Source organism: Rhodococcus sp. Leaf225 (assembly GCF_001426145.1).
Lineage (GTDB): Bacteria > Actinomycetota > Actinomycetes > Mycobacteriales > Mycobacteriaceae > Rhodococcoides.
The window spans coordinates 286,180-311,177 of sequence record NZ_LMRN01000007.1; the positions used below are offsets into that span (position 1 = coordinate 286,180).

Here is a 24,998-nt window from a genome sequence, read left to right on the forward strand (position 1 = left end):
TGCGTGATTCTGCCGATCGGCAGGAACTGCGACGATCGGGTGGGGAAATCCTCAGTCCTGGTGCAGAACGCCCTGCGCGACGGTCCACCGGCGCGTGCTGCGCACCGAGTCGAGCATCCGCCGGTCGTGGGTGACCAGGAGCATCGTTCCCTCGTAGGTCTCCAGTGCCGATTCGAGCTGCTCGATGGCGGGGACGTCGAGGTGGTTGGTGGGCTCGTCGAGCACGAGCAGGTTCACCCCTCGTGCCTGCAGCAGCGCGAGTCCCGCTCGGGTGCGCTCGCCGGGGGACAGGGATGCCGACGGCCGCAGGGCGGCCTGTCCGCGGAGACCGAACTTCGCCAGGAGTGTGCGGACGTCGGCGTCCGGCCAGTCCGGAACGGAGGCTGCCAGCGCGTCGGCGACCGAGTCGGGTCCGTCGAAAGCCGAACGGGCCTGGTCCATCTCGCCGATCTCGACTCCGGAACCGATGCTCACGGATCCACTGGTCGGCGTGATGCGGCCCAGCAGCAGGTGCAGCAGGGTTGTCTTGCCCGAGCCGTTGGCGCCGGTGACGACGATGCGGTCCCCGGCGTCGATCTGTGCCGTCACCGGCCCGAGCCGGAACGCCCCCCGCTCCACGACGGCGGAGTTCACGGAGACCACGACGCTGCCGCTGCGGGGCGCCGCCGCGATCTCCATGCGCAGTTCCCACTCCTTGCGCGGCTCCTCGACGACGTCGAGCCGTTCGATGCGTCGCTGGGTCTGGCGCGCCTTCGCGGCTTGCTTCTCCGTCGATTCGGCGCGGACCTTCCGGCTCGCCTTGTCGTTGTCCTTGCTCTTGCGTCGAGCGTTCCGCACGCCGTGCTCGAGCCAGTTCCGCTGCATGCGAGCGCGATCCTCGAGCCCGGACCTGGTGTCGGCGTACTGCTCGAACTCTTCCCGTGCGTGACGACGCGCCACGTCGCGCTCGACGAGGTAGGCCTCGTACCCGCCGTCGTAGACCGCTATCTGCTGCTGCGCCAGGTCCAGCTCGACGATGCCGGTGACGGTGCGCGCCAGGAACTCACGATCGTGACTGACGATCATCACGGCGCACTGGGTACTCGTCACGAAGTTCTCGAGCTGGTCCAGTCCCGCGAGATCCAGATCGTTGGTGGGCTCGTCGAGAAGCAGGACGTCGTAGCGCGCCAACAGGATTCCCGCGAGTGATGCGCGGGCCGCCTGCCCACCGGACAGGGCGGACATCTCGGTGTCGAGCGCCGCGTCCAGGCCCAGGCCGGCGAGCACCGACTCGGCTCGCTCGGGCAGATCGGCGCCGCCGAGCGCCAACCACCGCTCCAGTGCCGGTGTGTAGAGATCGTCCGACGCGCTCGCGTCGCCGAGCGTCTCCGCCGCCGCGTTCATCGCGTCCTCGGCCGCGCGCACTCCGGTGCGGCGCTGCAGGAACATCTCGACGGTCTCACCGGGAACGCGGGAGACCTCCTGCGCCAGGTGGCCGACGGTGGCGTCCGACGGGGTGAGCGTGACCGTGCCGTCGTGGTCGACCCCGGTCGCCGTGCCCGCCAGCAGGCCGAGCAGCGTCGACTTGCCGGCGCCGTTCGCGCCGACCAGCCCGACGACGTCGCCGGGTCCGACGGTGAGGTCGAGACCGTCGAACAGCGTGCGCTCCCCGCGATAGGCGGACAGGTCGTCGACACGGACCACGGCACTCACGTCTCGCCCAGCTCCTGAAGTAGTTCCCGCACGGCCGTGCGTCCCGCACGGTTGGCGCCGATGGTGCTGGCCGACGGACCGTATCCGATCAGATGGACGCTGGGCCGCGCGGCCACTCGAGTGGCCGACGCGCCGGTCATCGTGATGCCGCCGCCCGGCCCGCGCAGTCGGAGTGGCGCGAGGTGATCGAGCGCGCTGCGAAACCCGGTGGCCCACAGGATGACGTCCGCCCGGGTGGCGGTGCCGTCGTCCCACCGCACTCCGTCGGGTGTGACCTCCGCGAACATGGGCCGCCGTACCAGGACGCCGCGATCGCGGGCTTCGCGCAAGCTGGGGGTGAGGATCAGACCGGTCACCGACACCACCGATCCCGGCGGCAGTCCGCGGCGCACCCGATCCTCGACCTGCGCGACGGCAGCGCGGCCCACCTCGGGTGTGAAGTCCCGCTCGAGGAAGACGGGCTCGCGGCGGGTCACCCACGTCGTGGTGGTCACGCGCGAGATCTCGTCGAGCAACTGCACCGCGGAGATCCCGCCTCCGACGACGACGACGTGCTCGCCGCGGAACTCCTCCGCCGAGGTGTAGTCGCGCGTGTGCAGTTGGCGCCCCGTGAACGTCTCCATGCCGGGGTAGCGCGGGACGAACGGGTGCTCCCAGGTGCCGGTGCAGTTGATCAAGCCCCGTGCGTGGACGTCGCCCCGCTCGGCCTCCACCCGGTACCGCATCGTCGTCTCGTCCCGGTCGCAGACGACCGACACCCGTCCCGGCCGCCGCACGGGCAGCGCGAAGCGCTTCTCGTACGCCGCGTAGTACTCGGGCACCGCCGACGACGCGGGCACGTGCGCGGGGTCGACGTCGGGGGCCAGCGTGTCCGCGAACGCCATGCCCGGAAGGTCGTGCACCCCGTTGACGGTCTCGAGGGTCAGGGAGGGCCAGCGGAACTGCCACGCCCCACCGGGAGCCGGCGCACCGTCGAGCACGACGTAGTCGTCCCATGCCCGCAGCCCCGCTCGCTGCAGGAAATAGGCCGCGGACAGACCGGCCTGCCCGGCACCGATCACTGCGACGTCGACGTGTTGCACCCGTCCAGTACACCAGTCAGGGCTCCGCACCCGGTAAATTCGCGTAAGGGGGTCTCACAGAACACTTCGTTCCACGCAGAGAGAAGACACAACGTGACCATTGGTATCACCAGGAACGGCGCGGTTCTCACCGTGGAACTGCAGCGACCGGAGCGCCGCAACGCTCTGAACACGGCTCTGTGCACCGAAGTGCGTGAGGCGGTGGAGGGTGCCGAGGCGGACGGCACCCGCGTCGTCGTGATCACCGGCGAGGGCACGAGCTTCTGCGCGGGCGCCGATCTGTCGGGCGAAGCCATCGCCGACGAGTTCCCCGAGGCGCTGCTGTCGATGAACCGCGCGCTCCAGACCGTGTCGGTCCCGGTCATCGCCGCCGTGAACGGGCCTGCTGTGGGTGCGGGTACGCAGTTGGCCATCGCCGCAGACCTGCGGGTGGTCGACCTGGGCGCCTTCTTCGCCATTCCCTCCACCCGGTTGGCCATCGCCGTGGACAACTGGACCGTCAAGCGGCTGGTGTCGCTGGCCGGCGGCGGTCCTGCCCGCACGGTGCTTCTGGGTGCCGAGCAGTTGTCCGCCGAGCAGGCGCTGGCGTGCGGACTGGCCAACAAACTCGGCGATCTCGACGTCGCGCACGCGTGGGCCGAGGAGATCGCGCAGCTGGCGCCACTGTCGCTGCGTCACCTCAAACTCGTCTTCAACGACGACGGCACACGTGACGAGGCGAACGCCACGCAGCTCGACGCGTTCGCGGCCGCCTGGGCGAGCAACGACGCCGTGGAGGCGCGGATCGCGCGCAAGGAGAAGCGACGCCCGGTCTTCCAGGGCCAGTGACGACATCGGGGTCGCTGACCTGCCGATTCGGACAAAGGCGACACCCCGGCACCACGTAACGCACTCGACACAGAGTGCGTACAGTCCGGCAACACAGCGTTCCTACGGTCATCTCGCATCGCGCCGCCACGGCGTGCGACACGACCGGAGGCACCCGACCATGACCGCTCTCGGAGACGTTCCACCCGACTCCACGCTCACGTCCGACAGTCAGAAGCAGTCGGCGGCACTGAAGGAGACGCTCGAGGACTACACGCTGCGCTTCGCCCCGCGCAGCTACCGCAAGTGGGGGACCGGCGTCGTGGCGACGTCGGCTCTCGGCGGAATCGCGTACCTCGCGGACTTCGCCATCGGCGCCAACATCGGCATCTCCTACGGCACCGGCAACGCGCTGTGGGGAATCCTGGTGTTCGCCGTCGTCATCTTCCTGACGGGTCTGCCGCTCGCCTACTACGCGGCGCGCTACAACATCGACCTCGATCTGATCACGCGCGGAAGCGGATTCGGCTACTACGGGTCGGTGGTCACCAACGTCATCTTCGCGACGTTCACGTTCATCTTCTTCGCGCTCGAAGGGTCGATCATGGCCCAGGGCCTCGAACTGGGGCTGAACATCCCGCTGCCCATCGGGTACGCGGTGTCCACCCTGATGGTCATCCCGTTGGTCATCTACGGCATGAAGGCGCTCGCCACACTGCAGGTGTGGACGACCCCGCTGTGGCTGATCCTCATGGTGCTGCCGTTCGTCTATCTCGTGGTGAGCAACCCCGACTCCATCGGTCAGTTCATGGCCTACGGGGGCGCCGACGGTGCCGCCGGCACCGGTGTGAACCTCGGATCCGTCATGCTGGCCGCGGGTGTCTGCCTCTCGTTGATCGCTCAGATCGCGGAGCAGATCGACTACCTGCGCTTCATGCCGCCCAAGACGCCGGAGAACTCGCGTCGCTGGTGGACGGCCGTCCTGCTCGCGGGGCCGGGCTGGGTCATCTTCGGTGCGCTCAAGCAGATCGTCGGACTGTTCCTCGCCGTGTACCTCATCGCGAACGTGGTCGACGGATCGTCGATCGCCAACGAGCCGGTGCACCAGTTCCTCGAGATCTACGAGAACTTCATGCCGGGCTGGCTAGCCATGACCCTCGCCGTGGTGCTCGTGGTCATCTCGCAGATCAAGATCAACGTGACCAACGCGTACTCGGGCTCCCTGGCGTGGACCAACTCGTACACCCGCGTCACCAAGTCCTACCCCGGACGACTGGTCTTCGTGCTGTTCAACCTCGCGATCGCGTTGATCCTGATGGAAGCCAACATGTTCGACTTCCTCAACAACATCCTCGGGTTCTACGCGAACTGCGGTATCGCCTGGATCGCGGTGGTCGCCTCCGACATCGTGTTCAACAAGTACCTGCTGAAGCTGTCCCCGAAGGTGCCGGAGTTCCGCAGGGGGATGCTCTACGCGGTGAACCCCGTCGGTTTCGGCTCCATGGCGGTGTCCGCGATCCTGTCCATCCTCGTGTTCTTCGGGGCGTTCGGGCCGGCGATCAAGCCGTACTCGCCCATCGTGGCGCTGGTACTGGCGATCGTGCTGCCGCCCGTGCTGGCGATCGTGACCAAGGGCAAGTACTACCTGCGGCGCACCGACGACGGCATCGATCTGCCGATGTTCGACGAGTACGGCAACCCGTCCGACGCGACGCTGCTGTGCTCGGTGTCGGGAATGGAGTTCGAGCGGCCGGACATGATCGCGTCGGCCAAGAAGGGGCCGAACGGGGAGACGCTCTACATCTCGTCGCTGTCGCTGAGCACCGACAAGACGGGGGAGCACATCCTGCCGGAACAGACGTGAGCCGATACTTGTGAAGTCGGTACACATCAACCGTGGACTAGTGTCGGAGGCGTGAAACCAGCCACCGCAGCAGTGTCCATCGGGCTCGCCGCCGCAGGGTTGTCCTGGCTCGCGCGCGCGGCGTGGGGTGTGCCGTCCGCCGTCGGCGCCGGACGCGGTGCCATCCGTCCGTACGCCGCCGCGTCCTCGCACTACCGGGACCGCAAGTTCCACAACACACGCAGCAGCTCGCCGGTCGCGGCGGGGGAGCAGGCGAGCATCGGAGCCGCGATGCTCACGCGCGGCCGCTCGGGACGACCCGAGCGCGCCGTGCCGTTGGCCACCCCGCTCGCGCCGGCGGAGGCCGGGGACCTGGCCGTCACCTGGTTCGGGCACTCCTCGGTGGTCGTCGAGATCGACGGTCACCGCGTGCTCACCGATCCGGTCTGGAGCCGGCGGGTCTCACCGTCGCGGGTTCTCGGACCGGCCAGGTTGCACCCGGTACCCGTTGCGGCCGAGGCGCTTCCGCAGGTCGACGCCATCGTCATCTCGCACGATCACTACGACCACCTCGACCGTGACACGGTGGCCACGCTGCTCACGTCGCAGTCGGCGCCGTTCCTGGTGCCGCTGGGGGTGGGCGCCCATCTGCGCCGCTGGAAGGTTCCCGAGGACCGGATCGTCGAGCTCGACTGGAACGACGACGTCCGCATCGGATCGCTCACCGTCACGTGCCTGGAGGCACGACACTTCTCGGGCCGGTCCCTGGTGCGCGACACCACGCAGTGGGCGTCGTGGTCGGTGGTGGGTCCGGAGCACCGGGCCTTCTTCGGCGGCGACACCGGCTACACCGAGGCGTTCGCGGACATCGGCGCGCGGCTCGGTCCGTTCGACGTGACCCTGCTTCCCGTCGGTGCCTACGACGACCGGTGGCCGGACATCCACATGAACCCCGAGGAGGCGGCGCGGTCGCACGGTGACCTGCAACAGGGCACCCCGTCCTCCGGCATCGTCGTGCCCGTCCACTGGGCGACCTTCAACCTCGCGTTCCACCCGTGGTCCGAACCCGTGGAGCGGCTGCTGACGGCCGCCGAGGCGGAGCGGATCTCGGTGGTGGTGCCGATGCCGGGCCAGCGTGTCGATCTCGCGCGTCCTCTCCCGCACCGGCGTTGGTGGTCCGGCGCGGTATCGTGACGACCATGGCACTCGTGGACAACCTCAAGAAGCTGATCGGCCAGGGCAAGAAGGCCGCCGCTCAGAACAGTGACAAGATCGAGAAGGCCGTGGACAAGGCAGCGGACTTCGCCGACAAGAAGACGCAGGGCAAGTACGCCGACAAGATCGACAAGGTCCAGGACGCCGCCAAGAAGGCGATCCCCGAGAAGTAGCAGACCCGCGCGGTAGTCGAGTCGATGGACGGGTGGCTCCTGCTTCTGGTGATCGTCGGGGCCGTCGTCATCGCCGGCTTCGCCAAGCGCCTCGATCTGCAGGTGCCCCTCGTTCTCGTCGCCGTCGGGTCGCTCGCCTCGTTCGTCCCCGGGCTGCCGCGTCCCGCTCTCGAACCCGAACTCCTTCTGGGCGTGATCCTTCCGCCCCTGCTGTACTCGACGGCGTTGAACTTCTCGTTCCGCTCCTTCGCGCACAACTTCCGCTCCATCGTCCGGCTCGGCGTCGGTCTCGTCGTCATCACGACCGTCTCGGTGGGGTACTTCTCGTACTGGCTCGTCCCGGAGCTGACACTGGGCGCCGCCCTGGTCCTCGGCGCAGTGGTCGCGCCGCCGGACGCCGTCGCGGCGGTCGCCGTGGGGCGCAAGCTGGGTCTGCCCGCGCGCATGATGGCGATCCTCACCGGCGAATCACTCGTCAACGACGCGGCGGCGCTGACCCTGTTCACCATCACCGTCGCCTCCGTGACGGGGAGCCGGGTCGGCATCGACTCGCCGCTCCTGTTCTTCGTCTACGAGGTCGTGGGCGGCGTCGCCGTGGGATACGTGCTCAGCCGACTCGTGCGCTTCGTCCGCAGCCGTATGGCGGACAGCGCGCTGGAGACCGTGCTGGGCATCCTCGTTCCCTTCACCGCCTACCTCGCCGCGGAGCAGATCCACGCCTCGGGTGTGCTCGCCGTCGTCACCGCCGGATTCGTGCTCGGTTCGGCGCGCAGCGGCGACGCGATCCCGACGCGCATCCAGGAGCGGCACGTCTGGCCGACGCTCGATCTGCTCCTCGAGACCTTCGTCTTCGCCTACATGGGCCTGCAGCTCAAGTTCGTCATCGACGACATCAGCCGCGAGGGGCTGCCCGTCCACCACATCTTCCTGTACGGACTGCTGGTCCTCGCGCTCGTCATGGCAGTGCGTCCGGTGATGCTGTTCGCCGGCTCGGCGCTGCGACGCGTCTACCACCGGGCTCGATCGACCGAGGACGCGGAATTGACCTGGCGCCAGAACGTCGTCCTGTCCTGGGCCGGGATGCGCGGAGTGGTGACCCTCGCGGCGGCCGCCGGTGTCCCTTTCACCACCCTCGCGGGGGACGACTTCCCCGGGCGCGGAGTCATCCAGGCCATCGCCTTCACCGTGGCCGTCGGAACCCTGCTGATCCAGGGGGTGACATTGCCGCTGGTGATCCGACGGCTGGACATCTCCGACCCGGACGAGGCCCGGCATCTCGACGAGCAGCGCGCACTCGCTCGGCAGATCGCGCGCCGTGCGGTCGAGGAGTCGCTCGACGAGGCGATGACGAAGGTCGAGGGAACCGAGGCCGCCGAGGTCGTCGATCGGGTGCGCCGCGTGATGCTGGGCCGTCTCCGGACGGAGCAGGACGAGGACGATCAGGAGAGGGCCGCGCGGGCGCGGTCCTCCGGCGCGGTGTTCGATCGATGGCGGCGCACCGCACTGCGGCGACAGCGCGAGGCGTTGCTCGCCGCACGCGACGCGGGGGACCTCGACGACGAGGTTCTCGCCGCGGTTCTGGACGGGCTCGACATCGAGCAGGCCGCCACCGAGACACGGTTGCAGCGATTCATGGCGGAAAGAGGTCGAGAGTGAACGTGTGCAGGATCGGTTCGAGACCAGGACTGCGCGGCAGGGTCCCGGTCCTGCTGGGATCGGCACTGGCCGCGTCGATGCTGATGCTGTCGGGATGTGCGTCGTCGGATCCCGCGCCCAGCCCGGGGAACGACGCGACCACTGACGCGGCACCCCGCTCTCCCGCCCCCACGGGCGACGAGCGCGGCTCGCTGGTCGCCGACGTGCTCCTCGGTCAGGTCGACCAGGCGGTCACCAACCTCGGCGCCACGGCGCACCGCATCACGTACCGCTCGACGTCCGGGGTGGACGGCGGCGGTGTCGACGTCACGGGCACGGTGTTCGTCCCGGCCGGCGCACCGCCCGAGGGGGGATGGCCGGTCGTGTCCGTCGGGCACGGCACGACGGGTGTGACCGACGAGTGCGCACCGTCCCTCTATCCCAATCTGCTCGGCTCCATCGGCCTGGTCACGCCGATGCTCGAACGCGGCGCCGTCGTCGCGGTGACGGACTACGAGGGCCTGGGAACCGACGATCCGCATCCGTACCTGAACGCCCCGTCGGCCGGCCACGACATCATCGACGCTGTCCGCGCAGCGCGGAACGTGGCGCCGGGCAGCGGGACTCGCTGGGCGGCGCTGGGCGTGTCGCAGGGTGGGCAGGCCACCTGGGCCGCCGCCGAGATGGCCGCGGAGTACGGCGACGGGCTCGAGTTCCTGGGATCGGCCAACCTGTCCCCGGCCGCGGACATCAGCCCGATCGCCCCGGAGTCCGGACTGGGGCAGCTCACGTTGCCGCAGAAGGCGATCATGCCGTTCGTCGTCGAGGGCTTCCTGGTGGACCATCCGGAGTACACCGACGCGGACTTCCTCAGCGGCGGACTGCTGGAGAACAAGGACGTCCTCTTGGCCTGCACGGGACCCCTGGCCGCCGGGAAGTTGACGGCCGCGGGATCCATCGGACCGGACGACGTGCGCCCCAGCTCGCCGGAGGCGTACGCCGCCATTCGAGAGTGGTTGTCGGACAACGCCCTACCGCAGGGGCGGGCCGCGGCGCCGATGATGGTGCTGGTCGGCTCGCGAGACGATCTCATCCTGCCGCAGTGGACCGAGGACGCGTCCCGCCGAGCGTGCGCGCAGGGCGACGTCATCGACTACCGGGTCCGGGCGGACCAGGGCCACGCCGACTCGGCCGCCAACATCGAGGGCATCGACTGGATCACCCAGCGGTTCGCGGGAACCGGACAACCGACGAACACGTGTGATCAGGTGCCGTGACAGCCACCACGGCGGTCGTCCTGTTGGTGATGGCCGCGGTCGTCGCCGGTGCGGTAATCGTCATCACGCGCCGGGGGACGCGCCCGCTGACCACGCCCACCGAACGCGCGGTGCACGCCGCGCTGCACACCGCATCGCTCGCGGCACGCCCGTTGCGGCGGGGCCTCGATGCCGCGTCCGCGTCGGAGGCGGCGCCGCACCTGCGCACACTGACCGGTGCCGCCGCCGTCGTCCTGGCGGGACCGGACGGGACGGTGTTGGGCCACGACGGTCCCGTCGACGGGACCCTGGACGAGTTCCCCGTGGTCGCCCGCCGCGCCGTCGACACCGAGCGTCGGGTGCTGCTGCGCACCGCCGCGACCGCGGACGCCGCGGCACGTTCGGTGGTGGTGCAGCCGGTCCTCACCGAGGGCGCCGGCGTGGTCTGCGTGCTGGGCGTGGTCACGCTGGAGGAACCCGGTCCCGGTCTTCTCGGGGCCTGCACCGAGGTCGCGCGGTACGTCGGCGAGCAGGTCGAGCTGGCCGAACTCGACGCGAGCAGAGCACGCCTCGACCGGGCCGAGGTCCGGGCGCTGCGCGCCCAGATCAGCCCGCACTTCATCTACAACGCCTTGACGACCATCGCGTCGTTCGTGCGGACCGATCCCGATCGTGCGCGCGAGCTGGTCCTCGAGTTCGCCGACTTCACGCGCTACTCGTTCCGCACGGCGGGGGAGTTCACGGTGCTCTCCGACGAGCTCCGCAACATCGACCGGTACCTCACGCTCGAGCGCGCGCGTTTCGGTGACTCCCTCGACGTGACGGTGCAGATCGCTCCCGAGGTGCTGGGAGTGGTGTTGCCGTTCCTGGCGCTGCAGCCCCTCGTCGAGAACGCGGTGCGCCACGGCGTCGCCGGCCGGGGACGCGGCCGCATCACCGTCATCGCGGCGGACGCGGGTACGGACGCGGCCATCAGCATCGAGGACGACGGTGTCGGCATGGATCCGGAACTGCTGCGCTCCGGCGACCTGGGATCGGAGGAGGGGGTGCACGTCGGACTCGCCAACGTCGACGACCGGTTGCGCGCCGCCTTCGGCAACGACTACGGCCTGGTGGTGGAGACCGCGCCGGACGCCGGCACCAAGGTGAGTATGCGGATCCCGAAATTTCGGGCAGGCATCCGGCCCTGACGTGCGCGCGCGACATGGCACGATGAAGACGCCATGAGCCCCACCCATGCCACCGAGGCGACCACGCCCGCCGCTGCCGACCGGCCCCTGCGGCTGCTCGCCGTGGACGACGAGCGGCCGGCCCTGGACGAACTCGTCTACCTGCTGCGCCGCCACCCGGCGGTCGGATCGGTCGAGGGAGCGAGCGACGCCACCACGGCGCTGCGCATCCTGCGCGACGCGCCGGTCGACGGTGTCTTTCTCGACATCGACATGCCCGGACTCGACGGCATGGAACTGGCCGGAGTGCTGAGCAACTTCGCCTCACCGCCGGCGGTCGTCTTCGTGACCGCCCACGACGATCGCGCCGTCGCCGCCTTCGAGATCGGGGCCGTCGACTACCTCCTCAAGCCGATCCGCGACCAGCGCCTGTCCGACGCTGTCCGCCGCGTCGTCGACAAGAGGTCCGGCGCGGTACCGGGTCCCGCGGGGCGCAGCGACCAGGACGACGTGATCCCGGTGGAGCTCGGCGGTGTGACGACGATGGTGCCGCGGTCCACCGTCGTCTGGGTGGAGGCCGAGGGCGACTACGCCCGGCTGCACACGACGACCGGCACCCACCTGGTGCGGATCGCCCTCTCGACGCTGGAGTCCCGCTGGGCCGACCACGGATTCCTGCGCGTCCATCGGTCGTACCTCGTGTCCGTCGGCCAGGTCGGGGGGACCCGCACCGTCGGGTCCGGACTGGTGGTCTGCCTGCGCGGCACGGGTGCCTGCCCACCCGTCGAGCTCCCGGTGAGCCGTCGCCACACCCGCGAACTCCGCGATCGGCTCGTCCGCGGCCCACGAGCGGCACTCGCCGGACAGCACCGTTCCTGAGATGGCGGCGCAGCGAGAGAAGGTGGTGTTGGCCCAGCGCCGCGGCGCACGCATCGTGCGCACCCGGGTGGAGGTCCAGGAGCAGACCGAGGTGGGCGAGGCCATGATCAACGGCCTGGTCCGCGCACAGTTGGCGCTCGCGTTGCGCACCGCGGCAGTCGTGGTCCTGATCCTCGGCATCGTCCCGCTGGTGTGGGTGTTCGCGCCGGCCGCGGGTACCGCACGCATCGCCGGCATCGGGGTTCCGTGGTGGGCACTCGCCGTCGCCGCGTACCCGGTCCTGCTGGTCGCCGGGTACCTCTTCGTCCGTTCGGCCGAGCGCAACGAGCAGGAGTTCACCGAACTGGTGGAGGACTGATGGCCGGCGCTCTCACGTCCGGCACGCGCTGATGGTGTCCGTCCCCACGGTGCTCGCCGTCATCTTCTCGGCGGTGGCCACGGTCGCGGTGGGCGCCTACGGAGTCCGGTTGGCGCGCACCACCTCCGACTTCCTCGTCGCCTCCCGTAGCGTGGGTCCGCGGTGGAACGCCGCGGCCGTGTCCGGTGAGTACCTCTCGGCCGCATCGTTTCTCGGGGTCGCGGGCCTGATCGCCAAGTACGGTGCCGACGCACTGTGGTACCCGGTGGGCTTCACGGCCGGGTATCTCGGGCTGTTGCTGTTCGTCTCGGCGCCGCTGCGACGGTCCGGTGCGTACACGGTGCCGGACTTCGCCGAGTTCCGCCTCGGTTCGGCGCGGCTCCGCACGTTGGCCATGCTGGTGGTCGCCGGGGTGTGCGCGCTGTACCTCGTCCCGCAGCTGCAGGGCGCCGGGCTCACCCTCAACATCCTTCTCGGCGTTCCCAGTTGGGTCGGCGCGGCTGTCATCGGAGTGATCGTGATCCTCAACGTGGTCGGCGGCGGCATGCGCTCCATCACGTTCGTCCAGGCGTTCCAGTACTGGCTCAAGTTGACGGCCGTCGCGGTACCGGCGCTGGTGCTCGCGGTGCATTTCGCGGCCGATCCGCGCGAGATGGGCACCCCCGCACCGCCGTCCGTGGACACCGCCACGACGGTCGACATCAGTACCGACGTCGTCGTGCAGGTGCAGGAGAACCTCGACGTCGTGGTCCGCGGCACCGTCGACGGCGCCGCGGTGGACGGACCGACGACACTCGACGCGGGCGACCACACGCTGCAGTCGGGCACGGTGCTCGAACTCGAGGCAGGATCGCCGGTCCCCGTGGTGGCGGGCGCACCGGTCGAGGGCTCCGACTGGCTCTCGCCCGGCAACGGTTTCGGTGGTCCCTTCCCGCTGTACCAGGTGTACTCGCTGATCCTCGCCACGTTCCTCGGCACGATGGGGTTGCCCCACGTCCTCGTGCGCTTCTACACCAACCCGGACGGGCCGGCGGCCCGCTGGACGGCGCTGACAGTGGTGGGTCTGCTGTCGGTGTTCTACCTGTTCCCGACGGTGCTGGGTGTGTTCGCACGCCTGTACGTTCCTCAGTTGCTGATCACCGGTGCATCCGACGCGGCCGTGCTCCTGCTGCCGTCGGCGGCCATCGACGGGGTGCCGGGTCTGCTGCTCGCCGCACTCGTCGCCGCGGGCGCGATGGCGGCGTTCCTGTCCACGTCGTCGGGACTGCTGGTGACCATCGCCGGAGTGCTCAGTACCGACGTCCTGCGCGGCCGGGTGCGCGACTTCCGGATCGCCGCGATCGTGGCCGGTACCGGTCCGCTGCTGCTGTCGGTCGGGTTGGTCACGCTCGACCTCTCCCGCACCGTGGGGCTCGTGTTCGCCGTCGCGGCGTCGACGCTGTGTCCGCTGCTGGTGCTCGGCATCTGGTGGCGCGGTCTCACCGCCGCAGGGGCCGCCGCGGGGCTGATCGTCGGCGGCGGGGTCTCCACGGCCGCCGCATCCCTCGCCGTGCTCGGCGGGGTGTCCGATCAGCTCCTGGGTGGGTGGGCCGCGGCGATCGTCGGCTACCCGGCGGCGGTCAGCGTGCCCCTCGCCTTCGCCGTCATGGTGACGGTGTCGCTGGCGACTCGGTCCTCGATACCGTTGGACATCGGCCGCATCATGTCGGCCATGCACGCACCCGAACGCCTCGGTCTGGGCGTGGAGCGACTGCGCAAGCAGTGAGCGGCACGACCGTTCGTCCCGCCCGGCAGACCGTTCGGCGCACCGGCGCGCTGCTCGGCGTGTGATCGGCGCCACGCCGTATCGGTGTGATGGTGGTCTCACTACCGTCATCCGAGTATCTCCCGACACGTAGGAGCACCCGTGACCACCGCACAACCCCATTCGGGCGCACACCCCGAACCCCGGACCCCGTCCCCCCAGGACTTCGTCGACATGCAGGCCACGCCCGAGTTCCAGGAACTCAAGAAGCGCCTGCGCGGCTTCGTCTTCCCGATGGCCGCCTTCTTCCTCATCTGGTACACGACGTACGTGCTCCTCGGGGCGTACGCACACGACTTCATGGCCACCCGCGTCTTCGGCAACATCAACGTCGGACTGTTGCTCGGACTCGGACAGTTCGTGACGACGTTCGCCATCACCGGCATCTACGTGAAGTTCGCGAACCGTGAGCTCGACCCCCGTGCCGCGAAGATCCGCGACGAACTCGAAGGACCCCTCCAGTGACCACCTACTCTGCCACGCAGCAGTTCCTGGCCCAGCAGACGATCGAGGCCGAAACCGTCGGCAGCCCGCTCGTCAACATCTCGATCTTCGCGGTCTTCGTCATCGTGACCATGGCCGTGGTGATCAAGGCCAGCAAGAAGAACGCCACCTCCGCGGAGTTCTTCACCGCGGGCGGCGGCTTCTCCGGACCGCAGAACGGTGTCGCCATCGCCGGTGACTACCTCTCCGCGGCGAGCTTCCTCGGCATTGCGGGCGCCATCGCCGTCTACGGTTACGACGGCTTCCTGTACTCCATCGGCTTCCTCGTCGCGTGGCTCGTCGCCCTGCTTCTCGTCGCCGAGATGTTGCGCAACACCGGCAAGTTCACGATGGCCGACGTGCTGAGCTTCCGCCTCAAGCAGGGCCCGGTGCGTACCGCGGCCGCGCTGTCGACACTCACGGTGTCGTTCTTCTACCTGCTCGCGCAGATGGCCGGAGCCGGCGGCCTCGTCGCACTGCTCCTCGACATCTCGGACCGCACGGGACAGTCCATCGTCATCGCGGTCGTCGGCGTCCTCATGATCGTCTACGTCCTCGTCGGCGGTATGAAGGGCACCACCTGGGTGCAGATCATCAAGGCCGCGCTGCTCATCGCCGGTGCCGGTCTCATGACGGTGATGGTGCTGGCCAAGTTCGGCTTCAACCTGTCCGAGATCCTCGGCAGCGCGCAGACCATGGTCGGCGACTCGGTCTCCGAGACCGTCGCCGCGCGTGACGTTCTCGCCCCCGGCGCCCAGTACGGCGGCTCGGCCACGTCGCAGCTGAACTTCGTCTCGCTCGGTATCGCCCTGGTGCTCGGCACGGCCGGCCTGCCGCACGTGCTCATGCGCTTCTACACGGTGCCCACCGCCAAGGAAGCTCGTCGCAGCGTCGTGTGGGCCATCGCGCTGATCGGTGCGTTCTACCTCTTCACGCTGGTGCTCGGCTACGGCGCCGCCGCCATCGTCGGACCGGACCGCATCCTCGCCGCGGCCGGCGGACAGAACGCTGCCGCACCGCTTCTCGCGTTCGAACTCGGCGGCGTGATACTGCTGGGCGTCATCTCGGCGGTCGCCTTCGCGACGATACTCGCGGTCGTCGCCGGCCTCACCATCACCGCGTCCGCGTCCTTCGCTCACGACATCTACGCCGGTGTCATCAAGAAGGGCAAGGTCGACGACAAGAAGCAGGTCCAGGTCTCTCGCATCACCGCCGTCGTCATCGGCATCCTCGCCATCGGTGGCGGCATCCTGGCCAACGGACAGAACATCGCCTTCCTCGTGGCGCTGGCCTTCGCGGTCGCCGCGGCGGCCAACCTGCCGACCATCCTGTACTCGCTCTTCTGGCGACGCTTCACCACGCGCGGCGCGCTGTGGAGCATGTACGGCGGTCTGATCTCCACCATCGTGCTCATCATCTTCTCCCCGGCCGTGTCCGGCTCGGCGACGGCGATGATCAAGGGCTCGGACTTCGCCTGGTTCCCCCTGTCGAACCCGGGCATCGTCTCGATCCCGCTCGCCTTCATCCTCGGCATCGTGGGAACGCTGACGAGCAAGGACAACGAGAGCACCGACAAGGCAGCGGAGATGGAGGTGCGATCCCTCACCGGCGTCGGCGCCGAGAAGCCGGTCGCTCACTAGGATTCGCCCTGGAAGTTCGGACACGATGCGGGCCACCGCGGGTGTCGTCACGCGCTAGTGTTCACGGCGTGGCGAAACTCGAGGTGGTCCGCATCGTTCCTCTGTCCGCGGAGGATGCCTGGAACGGCGCATCCGATCTGACGCGGTACGAGGAATGGCTCAGCATTCACGACGGGTGGCGCAGTGACCTGCCCGCCGAACTGTCCGAAGGCACGCAGATGGCGTCCGTGGTGTCGGTCAAGGGCATGCGGAACCGGGTGCAGTGGACCGTGAAGAAGTACTCCCCGCCGCGCGAGCTCGAACTGAAGGGCGCGGGCAAGGGCGGGGTCAAGGTCTCGCTGAAGCTCACCGTCGCGGAGAAGAAGGACGGCTCCGAGCTGAAGATGACGATCGATCTCGGCGGCGCGCCCCTGTTCGGTCCCGTGGGATCCGGTGTGGCGCGGGCGCTCAAGGGCGACATCGAGAAGTCCGTCGACACGTTCGTCACCGTCTTCTCCTGAGCGTCAGGACAGTACGACCCCCGTCGCGCACGCGGCGATCACCAGCACCAGGGCGACCGCGTCGGATCCGTGCGGGCGACGTCCGCCCGACGTGATGCTGCCGCTGCCGCCGCGCACCGCGATCGCCTCGCCCATGTCGGCCGACCGCCGGATGGCCACCGACATGATGGCGGCCATGATGTCGATGAGGAATGTGTCCTGCGTCTTGCCGCTGCGCGTGCTCTTGCGGGGTCGGAGCTTGCGTGCGGCCACCAGCGTGTAGACGTCGTCGACCAACATCGGCAGCGACCGCAGCAGCAGAGCCATCGAGACGGCCCACTCGTCCACGGGCGCACCGACTCTGCGCAGGGGCGACAACAGAGTCGCGATGGCCGGTGCGATGTCCGCCATCGACGTCGTCCAGGCCACGGTGAGCGTCGCCCACAGCAGCACGACGCCGAACAGGATGCCGCGGAAGTAGATCCACACGGCGTCGACGCCGACCACCACGTTCACCGCGGCACCGAACGCGACCAGTCCCCAGAGCCACCACGGCGGAACGGGGATCGCGAACACCGGGACCCGCGCGGCGATCGCCGCGAGCAGCAGGACGACGGACACCGCGGCGAGCATCGGCCAGGTCGGGTAGACCACCAGCGACCCGCCCAGCAGCGTGACCGCCACGAGTTTCGTTCCCGCCCAGAGTCGGTGGACCGACGTCTCCCGCGGAAGTTCGCGGAGCAGTGTGCCTCTCACCGGGTCGCTCCTCGTTCGATGGTGTCGTTCGTGGACTCGGGCGCCACGGTGCCGTGGTCGAGCACGACGGTGCGCGAGCGGACGGACGCCAGGGTGTCGACGTCGTGCGAGATGATGACGAGGGTGAGCCCCGTGCGGCGCAGATGGGTGAGCAGGGCGGTGATCTCCCGTCGACCCGGCGGATCGAGTCCGGCGAGCGGTTCGTCGAGCACCAGGACGTCCGGCTTGCCCACCAGAAGTCCGGCCAGCGCGACGCGCCGCATCTGCCCGCCACTCAGTTCGTCGACACGCGCGCCCGCGATGCGGCGATCGAGTCCCACCTGATCGAGAACACGGCTGACGTCGATGGTGCCCACGTCGGTTCCTCCCGCGGCCTCGATGTCCTCGGACACGGTGCGGCGCTGCAGTTGCAATCGAGCGTGCTGGAACGAGAGCGCGACGGTGCCGACGGACGACGACGTGGCCTTGCCCGAGAGCTCGCACGTGCCCTCGGAGGGCTTCGTCAGGCCGGCCATGATCCAGGCCAGCGTGGATTTGCCGGAGCCGTTGCCGCCGATGACGAGCAACCCCTCGCCGCGATGCACCGTGAGGTCGATTCCCTCGAGCGCGCGGGTGGCCCACGGACCGCGTCGGTCGTACACGTGACCGACGCCGCGCAGCACCAGTAACGGTGGTCCGGGCGGCGGCAGCGGATCCGTCCGCAGCGGAGTCGACGACATCCAGTTCGGATCGTGCATCACCCGGCGGCCGCGGTGGAGCCGTACGACGTCGTCGGCCAGCGCTGCCTCGGTCGCGCGATGGGTGATGAGGACGACGGCCATGCCGTGGCGACGGGGGAGCCGGGCGAGCAGTTCGACGAGATCGCGCTGACCCTCCGGGTCGATCATCGCGGTGGCCTCGTCGGCGACCAGCAGCCGTGGTTCGCGAGCCAGCGCCGCGGCGACGGCGAGGCGCTGCAGTTCGCCACCGGACAGGCTGCCGGTGTCGCGCAGCCCGTACCCGGCCAAGCCCACTTCGGCGAGCAGGGCCTCGACACGGTCCGGTGTCGGCCGCGCCGCCGCCGGCAGGCCCCACACGACGTCGTCGGCCACGCGGGTACCGAGGATCTGGGACTCGGGATGCTGCAGAATCATCGCGGTTCCGCCGATCAGGCCGAGCCCGGTGGAACCCGTCCGGTCGATCCGGCCGCCCGTCGGCTCGGTGCCCACCAGGATGCGAGCGAGGGTCGACTTGCCGGATCCGTTGGCGCCGACGACGGCCACGAAACGGCCGGGCACGATCTCGAGATCGAGTGGGCCCAGCGCGTCGTCGTGACCGCCCCGGTAGCGGTAGGTCACGCCCGTCAACCGCACGGGCACGGGGTGCGGTGCGGCCGCGTCGTCGGGGGTGACCACGACGTCGGGCAACTCGCCCCGCGACTCCAGCTCGCCGAGGCGGGACAGGGTGGCGCGCAGCACCCACCAAGCGACGACGCCGCTGACGGCCGTCGACACAAGCGCCGAGACGAAGACGAGCACCCACCAGTACCCCAGGGCGAAGGAGGCGTAGTCGGCCACGGCGGTGGCGACGTCCTCGGCGGGTGCGATCCTGCCGACGATGTCCGCACTGCCGCGGATCGAGTTGTCGAGGACGGTGAGGAACAGCTCGCGTAGTCCGCTGAGGATCAGCAGCATCAGCACGGAGAGGGCGCCCACCACGGCGCCGGTGAGCAGCGAGAGGGTGAGCACCGACGTGAACCCACGTCCGCGTCGGACGCTCACTCCGACGATCCCGGCCAGCACTCCGGAGATCGTCATGGTCAGCGCGGTGCCGAACCCGCCCGCGACGAACGACACGAGCATGCCGGCGGTACCGGCGACGGCCAGTGCCCGCAGGCGGTGGCGGTGGGCGATGACGGCCAACGGGACGATGGCGACGATCTGCAGCGCACCCGCCACGGGAATGAGGGCGCCGATCACCGAGAACGCGACGGCGAGGGCGGTCATCACCGATCCGGTCGCGAGTTCGTCCGGGTGTAGCGTCTTCGTACCGCGACCTGTGGCCGTCCTGGATCTCACCCCTCGAGTGTGCCACCGGCGTGTCCGGTTCCCGTTCCGACGGAGACCCGCGGAACGAGAAAGTGAGCCATGACGTCCGACTCCGACGCCGCCGTGCAGATCACGCGCCCGAGACGCGTGCACCGGGCCTGGAACGTCGCCGCCGTGGCGTTCCTCGCACTCCTCGGGGCCGCGGGGTTCCGCGCCGCTCCGTCGGTGCTGATGGTGCCGATCACCGACGAGTTCGGCTGGTCGCGCGGCGTGTTGTCCGCGGCGGTGGGTGTCAACCTGCTGCTCTTCGGGCTGACCGCACCGTTCGCGGCGGCACTGATGGACCGCTTCGGCATCCGGACGGTGACGTCCGTCGCCCTCACCGTCGTGGCCCTGGGCAGCGCCCTCACCGTGTTCGTCACCGCGCCGTGGCAGATCCTGCTGACGTGGGGACTGCTCATCGGCCTGGGTACCGGATCGATGGCACTCGTCTTCGCCGCCATGGTCACCGACCGCTGGTTCGTGCGGCGGCGCGGGCTCGTGTCCGGCATCCTCACGGCCGGGTCCGCGACCGGTCAGCTCATCTTCCTGCCCGTGGTCGCCGCGCTCGCCGACAGCTCGGGATGGCGGACGGCGTCACTCGTCGTGGCGGGCGGTGCCCTGGCCGTGGTGCCGTTCGTTCTGCTGTTCCTACGGAACTCCCCGGAGGAGGTGGGGGAGCTGCCGTACGGGGCGACCGAGCAGCCCGCCCCGGTGCTCGTCACGGGGAATCCCGCGATGCGGGCGATCCGAGCACTGCGGGACGCGTCGTCCGTGCGGACGTTCTGGGCGTTGATGGTGGGCTTCGCGATCTGCGGCGCCACCACGAACGGGCTGGTCGGGGTGCACTTCATCCCGTCCGCGCACGACCACGGCATGCCGCAGACCACGGCCGCCGGACTGCTGGCCGTGGTAGGGATCTTCGACATCGTGGGCACCATCGCGTCGGGCTGGCTCACCGACCGGGTGGATCCGAGAATGCTGCTGGGCGCGTACTACGCCTTCCGAGGCGTCGCCCTGCTGTTCCTGCCGGCGCTGCTGTCCGACGCCCTGCACCCGTCGATCGTGGTGTTCATCGTCGTGTACGGCCTCGACTGGGTCGCCACGGTGCCGCCCACCATCGCTCTGTGCCGCGAGGTGTTCGGCACGCAGGGGCCGCTGGTCTTCGGCTGGGTGTTCGCCTCGCACCAGGTGGGCGCGGGCATCGCGTCCGTGGTGGCGGGGGTCGTGCGCGATGCCACCGGTGAGTACACCGCCGCCTGGTTCGGCGCAGCTGGTCTCTGCGTCGTGGCGGCGGTGCTCAGCGTCGGGATCGCTCGGCGATCAGCCCCGGTAACCGGCTGATTCGCTGCGCGCGGTGGTGGGGCGACGACGTCGACCCGAACCCCCGTTGGAGTTGCCGGCATGACCGCCGCGGGTGGAGCGTCCGCGTCCGGGCTGCTGCTGCTTCGGAGCCGGTGCGGCCTCCTTGGGAGCGGGCTTGACGTAGGCCGCGACGTCGCCGACCAGCTCCTGGACGGCCGGTGAGTCGACGGTCACGCGCTGCGGCGCCGCGTCGATCTTGGCCTTGCGCATCAGGACCGACAGGTCTCGACGCTGCTCCGGCAGGACGACGGTGACGACGTCGCCGGCGCTGCCCGCACGGGCCGTACGGCCACTGCGGTGCAGGTAGGCCTTGTGCTCGGCGGGCGGATCGACGTGGACGACCAGCTCGACGTTGTCGACGTGCACACCGCGCGCCGCGACGTCCGTGGCCACGAGCACGCGCGCATCGCCGTTGGAGAACGCAGCGAGGTTGCGGTCACGTGCAGCCTGCGACAGGTTGCCGTGCAGGTCGACGGACGGGATGCCGGCCTCGGTGAGTTGACGCGCCAGCTTGCGAGCCTGGTGCTTGGTGCGCATGAAGAGGATGCGGCGACCCTCACCGGAGGCGAGACGCTGGACCAGCGCCTTCTTGCCGTCGACGCCGCCCACCTCGAAGATGTGGTGGGTCATCGCGGCGACGGGGGAGTTCTCCTCGTCGACCGAGTGCTGCACCGGGTCGGTGAGGAACTGCTTGACCAGCTTGTCGACGCCGTTGTCCAGCGTCGCCGAGAACAGCATGCGCTGTCCGTGCGAGGGTGTGGCCTTCATGATGCGCGTGACGCCGGGCAGGAAGCCCAGGTCCGCCATGTGGTCGGCCTCGTCGAGCACGGTGATCTCGATGTCGTCCAGCGTCACCAGACGCTGCTTCATCAGATCCTCGAGGCGACCGGGGCAGGCGACGACGATGTCGACGCCGCGGCTGAGCGCGGTGACCTGGCGTGCCTGCGAGACGCCACCGAAGATCGTGGTGACGCGCAGGTTCGACGCCATGGTGAGCGGTTCGAGTGCTGCGGCGATCTGAGTCGCGAGCTCACGCGTCGGAGCGAGGACGAGTCCACGCGGACGGTTGGGCTTGCGGACACCCGAGAACGTGTCGCCGAGACGCGACACCATGGGGATGGAGAACGCGAGAGTCTTTCCGCTGCCGGTCTTTCCGCGTCCGAGGACGTCGCGACCCTTCAGCGTGTCGGGCAGGGTGTCCGCCTGGATGGGGAACGGTGACGCGATGCCGGCAGCTGTGAGAGCGCGGACGAGACGGTCACTGACGCCGAGGTCGGCGAAGGAGGGAGAAGTCATGAAGAGTTCGAGTGCCTTTCGGGCATCTGAGCACTCCTGTGGCGGAGCGCAGAATGGCGAGACTGCCGGTGGGCAGTTCCGATCGCCGTAAGAAAAATTCGTGCTGATTCCACGACGTACGCCGCGCACAGTGGCGCAGCAGCGTGACCCAGTGTAGCCGGTCGGTCGCTGTGACCGCCGTCTCGCAGCGCGTGGGGCCGGCGCCGTGCACGCTCTGCCGGGTGGAGTTGTTGTGGCGGAACGGGATCGGCAGTGTGTGCACACCCTTTCCGGTGGGCGCACATCCCTCCCAGCAGGCCGCAGCGGGTGTGCGCCTCACGGAACCGGTGTCCACTCCGGCAAATGGGTCACCGTGTGGGGTGGGTGCTGCGCTGGTTCGCGTGCGTACACCCCTTGTCGTGGGCGCACACACTTTCCCGCAGGCTGCAAGGGGTGTGCGCCTGATGAAACCGGTGTGCGCTCCGACAAATGCGGTCAGGCAGTGAACGCCGCGCTCTGCGACCGCACCAGATCGACCAGTGTCTGTTGCGGAATCGTCAGGTCCAGCAGGTGCAGCCCCCAGGTCGCGTTCGGCAGCGTGGGCAGGGCCGAGGCTCCGGGGCCGTCGATCTTGAGCACGTTGTCACCGTCGCACTGCGCCGTGAGGTTCGGCAACGGCCCCAGTACCGGCGTCCTGGCATTCGCTTCGAGCGACGCCGGGTTGGTGCAGAGGATGCCGTCGCCGCCGTAGCGGGAGTCGGGTGGGGGAGTGCGCGAGAACGTGGAATACGCGACCACGCAACCGGTCTCGCTCACATCCGTGCACGGGGCGACGGTGGTGAAGTCCGACGTCCGCACCGAGATGCCGGGAATGATGGCGGACACCAACAGCGCTCGCGTCGCGGGATCCGGTTCGATGCGTTGCTGCAGGAGCGTGCGCAGCATGCGTGAACCCTGCGAATGGCCGACAAGCACGACACCGCGTTCCGAGTTCCGCTGCGCGAGGAAATCGGTCCACGCCGCATCGATGTCCACGTAGGCCGCGGCGAGTGCCGCATCGCGTGCGGGACCGTCGGCCGTGGCGAGGCTCAGCAGCGTGGCCTGACGGTAGACCGGAGCCCAGACGTTGCACACGGAGTCGAACGGGCGGGCCTGCGCCGCCGCGGCGAAGGCGAGTTCGGGGGACGCGTCGAGGTTCGCCGACTGCGCCGGTTGCAGAGAGGCGGTGGGGTAGACGTAGAAGCAGTCGACAGGGGCGTCGGTGCCACCACCACACGGATCCGCGGTGCCGGGCCGGCAGAGCCAGGTTGTCGACGGTGCTGCCGACGCGGCCGGCACCGACAGGAAGAGTGAGCCGAGCAGGGCTGCCACCAGGAGGAGCGCGCGCGTCATGGCTGGACTGTAGCGGGGCTTTCGGTGCCCTCGGCAGGATTCGAACCTGCGACCTACCCTTTAGGAGAGGGTTGCTCTATCCCCTGAGCTACGAGGGCCGACCCGGCGAGAGCCGGGCTGACGCTCAGCACTCTACCGGGTCGACATGTCTGTCAGGCGCTGGGCGAGATGGCCTCCAGCTTGCGTGCCACCAGTGCGGCCTGCAGGTGCCGCATTCCGGACGGGCGCGTGGGATCGAACCCCGTGAGGTGCGCGATCCGCTTGAGGCGATAGTCGACCGTGTTGGTGTGCAGGTGCAGCTGACGCGCCGAGCGCTGACGGTTGAGGTCGTGGTTGATGTGGATCTCGAGGGTCTCGAGCAGCTCGGGCGAGTTGTCCAACGGGACGAGAACGCGTGACAGGTACGCCCGGCCGGGGCCGGGGCGGGTGAGCTGGTACTCGAGAACCAGGTCGGTCATGCGGTAGACACCGGCGGGTCGACGAAGCTGCTGGGCGAGGTCGAGAAGCTCGTGCACCTGATCCGAGGCGGCCGGCACGTCGTTGACGGAACTGGTGGCGACGGTGGCGGTGACCGCGGTCTCGGCGGCGACGGACATGCGCTCCACGAGAGTGGCGACCCATTCGTCGTCGCGCTCGCCGGGAACGAGAATGGTGCCGCCCTCGGCGGACAGCATCGACAGGGGGGAGCGGTCGCACACGAGGGCCAGCTCGGCCTGCACGCGGCGCAGCTTGCGACGGGCGGTGACCGCGCGCGGCAGGGCGGGGTTGGACTCGTCGGGATGCGCGGCGATGGAGACGGCCAGCACGGTGAACGAGTCGGCGAGCTCGATGCCCGACTGGCGGGCCACCGAACGCGCGTTGTGGCCACTGAGCAGTGCGGTGACGACGGTGTGCGCGGCGGTGTGGTGCTCGCTCGCGACGGCCTGCAGTTCGTCGACGTAGCTGGCCGACGCGGCCGTCGAGATGCGCTCCGACAGGGCGACGAACGCCTTGGCGACAGCCTTGAGATTGCCCGTCGCGCGCTCGGACACCAGGTCCCAGCCCATCTGGATGCCCTCGTGGTAGACGCCGAGGACGGCGCGGAGCGGAACACCCTCGCGGGCCCACTGCGCCGCGCGGCCACCGAGCTCGGCGATGTCCTCGTCCGAGGTGGTGGGTGCGTCGCCGACGCCGACGGCCATGGACAGGCAGGACACCGTCAGTTCCGTGACGTCAGCCCGGAGGGTCGCGCCGAGTGTCGACGTGCGGGTGGCCGCAGCCGGCTGACCCACCGTCCGACGAGCGACGTTCTCGAGGTCGCGTGGCGGCACGCCGGTGCGGCCTGCCACCATGAGTCCGGTGGTGCTCTTCTCCACCGCAGCCGCCTGGGACGACTGCGTGTTCTCGACACTCACGTAACTAGTTCCTTCCGGTCGGCGAGCCGTACGTCCACTCCGTGTCACGTGGCGGTTTCCCTCCACGTCGACGGTCGACTGGCTCGTCACTCGCACAAAAACGGGGCGCAAGTTCAGATTGTAGGGCAATAAAAGTTCATATGTGTAGTTTCGTCCCGCGTTTCCTCGCGGCGCTGTGACCCGAGCCAGGCGGAATCGGACCGTCCTGCGACTCGTCCCAACATCGACGCAAGGC

General features: G+C 69.4%; 21 protein-coding genes and 1 tRNA gene. 14 read left to right on the forward strand and 8 right to left on the reverse strand.

Features of this window, described 5'->3' with window-relative positions; genetic code table 11:
* Positions 1 to 51: 51 nt before the first annotated feature.
* Entirely contained in the window at positions 52 to 1,692 is a 1,641-nt protein-coding gene (locus tag ASG69_RS01500) for an ABC-F family ATP-binding cassette domain-containing protein (RefSeq protein ID WP_056446899.1), read from the reverse strand.
* Positions 1,689 to 2,774 (reverse strand): NAD(P)-binding domain-containing protein, encoded by a 1,086-nt coding sequence (locus ASG69_RS01505; protein WP_056446902.1) that lies wholly within the window; start codon positions 2,772 to 2,774, stop codon positions 1,689 to 1,691. The genes ASG69_RS01500 and ASG69_RS01505 overlap by 4 nt, the downstream gene beginning before the upstream one ends.
* Before the next feature lie 93 nt (positions 2,775 to 2,867).
* Here ASG69_RS01505 and ASG69_RS01510 point away from each other — a divergent pair, with 93 nt between their 5' ends.
* The 13 genes from ASG69_RS01510 to ASG69_RS01570 all read left to right on the forward strand — a co-directional run bounded on the left by ASG69_RS01510 (position 2,868) and on the right by ASG69_RS01570 (position 16,536).
* On the forward strand, positions 2,868 to 3,602 hold the full coding sequence (locus ASG69_RS01510) for an enoyl-CoA hydratase (protein WP_056446906.1): 735 nt from the start codon (positions 2,868 to 2,870) through the stop codon (positions 3,600 to 3,602).
* A 160-nt stretch (positions 3,603 to 3,762) separates the two neighbouring features.
* A complete protein-coding gene (locus ASG69_RS01515; protein ID WP_056446909.1) occupies positions 3,763 to 5,445 on the forward strand; it encodes a purine-cytosine permease family protein in 1,683 nt (560 codons plus the stop codon).
* Positions 5,446 to 5,496: 51 nt separating this feature from the next.
* On the forward strand, positions 5,497 to 6,618 hold the full coding sequence (locus tag ASG69_RS01520; protein ID WP_235578801.1) for an MBL fold metallo-hydrolase: 1,122 nt from the start codon (positions 5,497 to 5,499) through the stop codon (positions 6,616 to 6,618).
* Positions 6,619 to 6,623: 5 nt separating this feature from the next.
* Complete coding sequence (locus ASG69_RS01525) at positions 6,624 to 6,812, forward strand: antitoxin (protein ID WP_042575922.1); 189 nt, start codon at positions 6,624 to 6,626, stop codon at positions 6,810 to 6,812.
* 24 nt (positions 6,813 to 6,836) lie between these two features.
* Positions 6,837 to 8,468 carry a Na+/H+ antiporter gene (locus ASG69_RS01530; protein ID WP_056446911.1) on the forward strand — a complete coding sequence of 544 codons (1,632 nt, stop codon included), beginning with the start codon at positions 6,837 to 6,839 and terminating at the stop codon, positions 8,466 to 8,468.
* Between the two features lie 77 nt (positions 8,469 to 8,545).
* Positions 8,546 to 9,724 carry a lipase family protein gene (locus ASG69_RS01535; protein ID WP_056447517.1) on the forward strand — a complete coding sequence of 393 codons (1,179 nt, stop codon included), beginning with the start codon at positions 8,546 to 8,548 and terminating at the stop codon, positions 9,722 to 9,724.
* Between the two features lie 29 nt (positions 9,725 to 9,753).
* Positions 9,754 to 10,893: a sensor histidine kinase gene (locus tag ASG69_RS01540; RefSeq protein WP_056447519.1), complete on the forward strand. Its 1,140-nt coding sequence runs from the start codon at positions 9,754 to 9,756 to the stop codon at positions 10,891 to 10,893.
* A 33-nt stretch (positions 10,894 to 10,926) separates the two neighbouring features.
* On the forward strand, positions 10,927 to 11,751 hold the full coding sequence (locus ASG69_RS01545; protein WP_051612976.1) for a LytR/AlgR family response regulator transcription factor: 825 nt from the start codon (positions 10,927 to 10,929) through the stop codon (positions 11,749 to 11,751).
* Position 11,752: 1 nt separating this feature from the next.
* Entirely contained in the window at positions 11,753 to 12,109 is a 357-nt protein-coding gene (locus ASG69_RS01550; RefSeq protein WP_027504184.1) for a hypothetical protein, read from the forward strand.
* A 31-nt stretch (positions 12,110 to 12,140) separates the two neighbouring features.
* Complete coding sequence (locus ASG69_RS01555) at positions 12,141 to 13,874, forward strand: sodium/solute symporter (protein ID WP_056446914.1); 1,734 nt, start codon at positions 12,141 to 12,143, stop codon at positions 13,872 to 13,874.
* 141 nt (positions 13,875 to 14,015) lie between these two features.
* Positions 14,016 to 14,378: a DUF485 domain-containing protein gene (locus ASG69_RS01560; RefSeq protein ID WP_027504182.1), complete on the forward strand. Its 363-nt coding sequence runs from the start codon at positions 14,016 to 14,018 to the stop codon at positions 14,376 to 14,378.
* Entirely contained in the window at positions 14,375 to 16,036 is a 1,662-nt protein-coding gene (locus tag ASG69_RS01565) for a solute symporter family protein (protein ID WP_235578803.1), read from the forward strand. Before ASG69_RS01560 ends, ASG69_RS01565 begins: the two co-directional genes overlap by 4 nt.
* Positions 16,037 to 16,104: 68 nt before the next feature.
* Entirely contained in the window at positions 16,105 to 16,536 is a 432-nt protein-coding gene (locus ASG69_RS01570) for a type II toxin-antitoxin system Rv0910 family toxin (protein WP_056446917.1), read from the forward strand.
* 3 nt (positions 16,537 to 16,539) lie between these two features.
* Here ASG69_RS01570 and ASG69_RS01575 read toward each other — a convergent pair whose 3' ends face one another.
* Positions 16,540 to 17,271 (reverse strand): energy-coupling factor transporter transmembrane component T family protein, encoded by a 732-nt coding sequence (locus ASG69_RS01575; protein ID WP_056446920.1) that lies wholly within the window; start codon positions 17,269 to 17,271, stop codon positions 16,540 to 16,542.
* A complete protein-coding gene (locus tag ASG69_RS01580; RefSeq protein ID WP_235578804.1) occupies positions 17,268 to 19,328 on the reverse strand; it encodes an ATP-binding cassette domain-containing protein in 2,061 nt (686 codons plus the stop codon). Before ASG69_RS01580 ends, ASG69_RS01575 begins: the two co-directional genes overlap by 4 nt.
* Before the next feature lie 69 nt (positions 19,329 to 19,397).
* On the opposite strand from ASG69_RS01580, the gene ASG69_RS01585 reads away from it, so the two are divergent.
* The gene (locus ASG69_RS01585; RefSeq protein WP_056446927.1) at positions 19,398 to 20,681 is read left to right on the forward strand and encodes an MFS transporter; all 1,284 of its coding nucleotides are present in this window, start codon (positions 19,398 to 19,400) and stop codon (positions 20,679 to 20,681) included.
* On the opposite strand, the gene ASG69_RS01590 is transcribed toward ASG69_RS01585, so the two are convergent.
* The 4 genes from ASG69_RS01590 to ASG69_RS01605 form a co-directional block, all read right to left on the reverse strand.
* A complete protein-coding gene (locus tag ASG69_RS01590) occupies positions 20,661 to 21,998 on the reverse strand; it encodes a DEAD/DEAH box helicase (RefSeq protein ID WP_056446930.1) in 1,338 nt (445 codons plus the stop codon). The genes ASG69_RS01585 and ASG69_RS01590 overlap by 21 nt on opposite strands.
* 474 nt (positions 21,999 to 22,472) lie before the next feature.
* Positions 22,473 to 23,369, reverse strand: a complete 897-nt coding sequence (locus tag ASG69_RS01595; RefSeq protein WP_056446933.1) for a DUF3089 domain-containing protein — start codon at positions 23,367 to 23,369, stop codon at positions 22,473 to 22,475.
* Positions 23,370 to 23,394: 25 nt separating this feature from the next.
* Positions 23,395 to 23,467 (reverse strand) — tRNA-Arg (locus tag ASG69_RS01600).
* Between the two features lie 54 nt (positions 23,468 to 23,521).
* The gene (locus tag ASG69_RS01605) at positions 23,522 to 24,763 is read right to left on the reverse strand and encodes a PucR family transcriptional regulator (protein ID WP_307095423.1); all 1,242 of its coding nucleotides are present in this window, start codon (positions 24,761 to 24,763) and stop codon (positions 23,522 to 23,524) included.
* Positions 24,764 to 24,998: the final 235 nt, after the last annotated feature.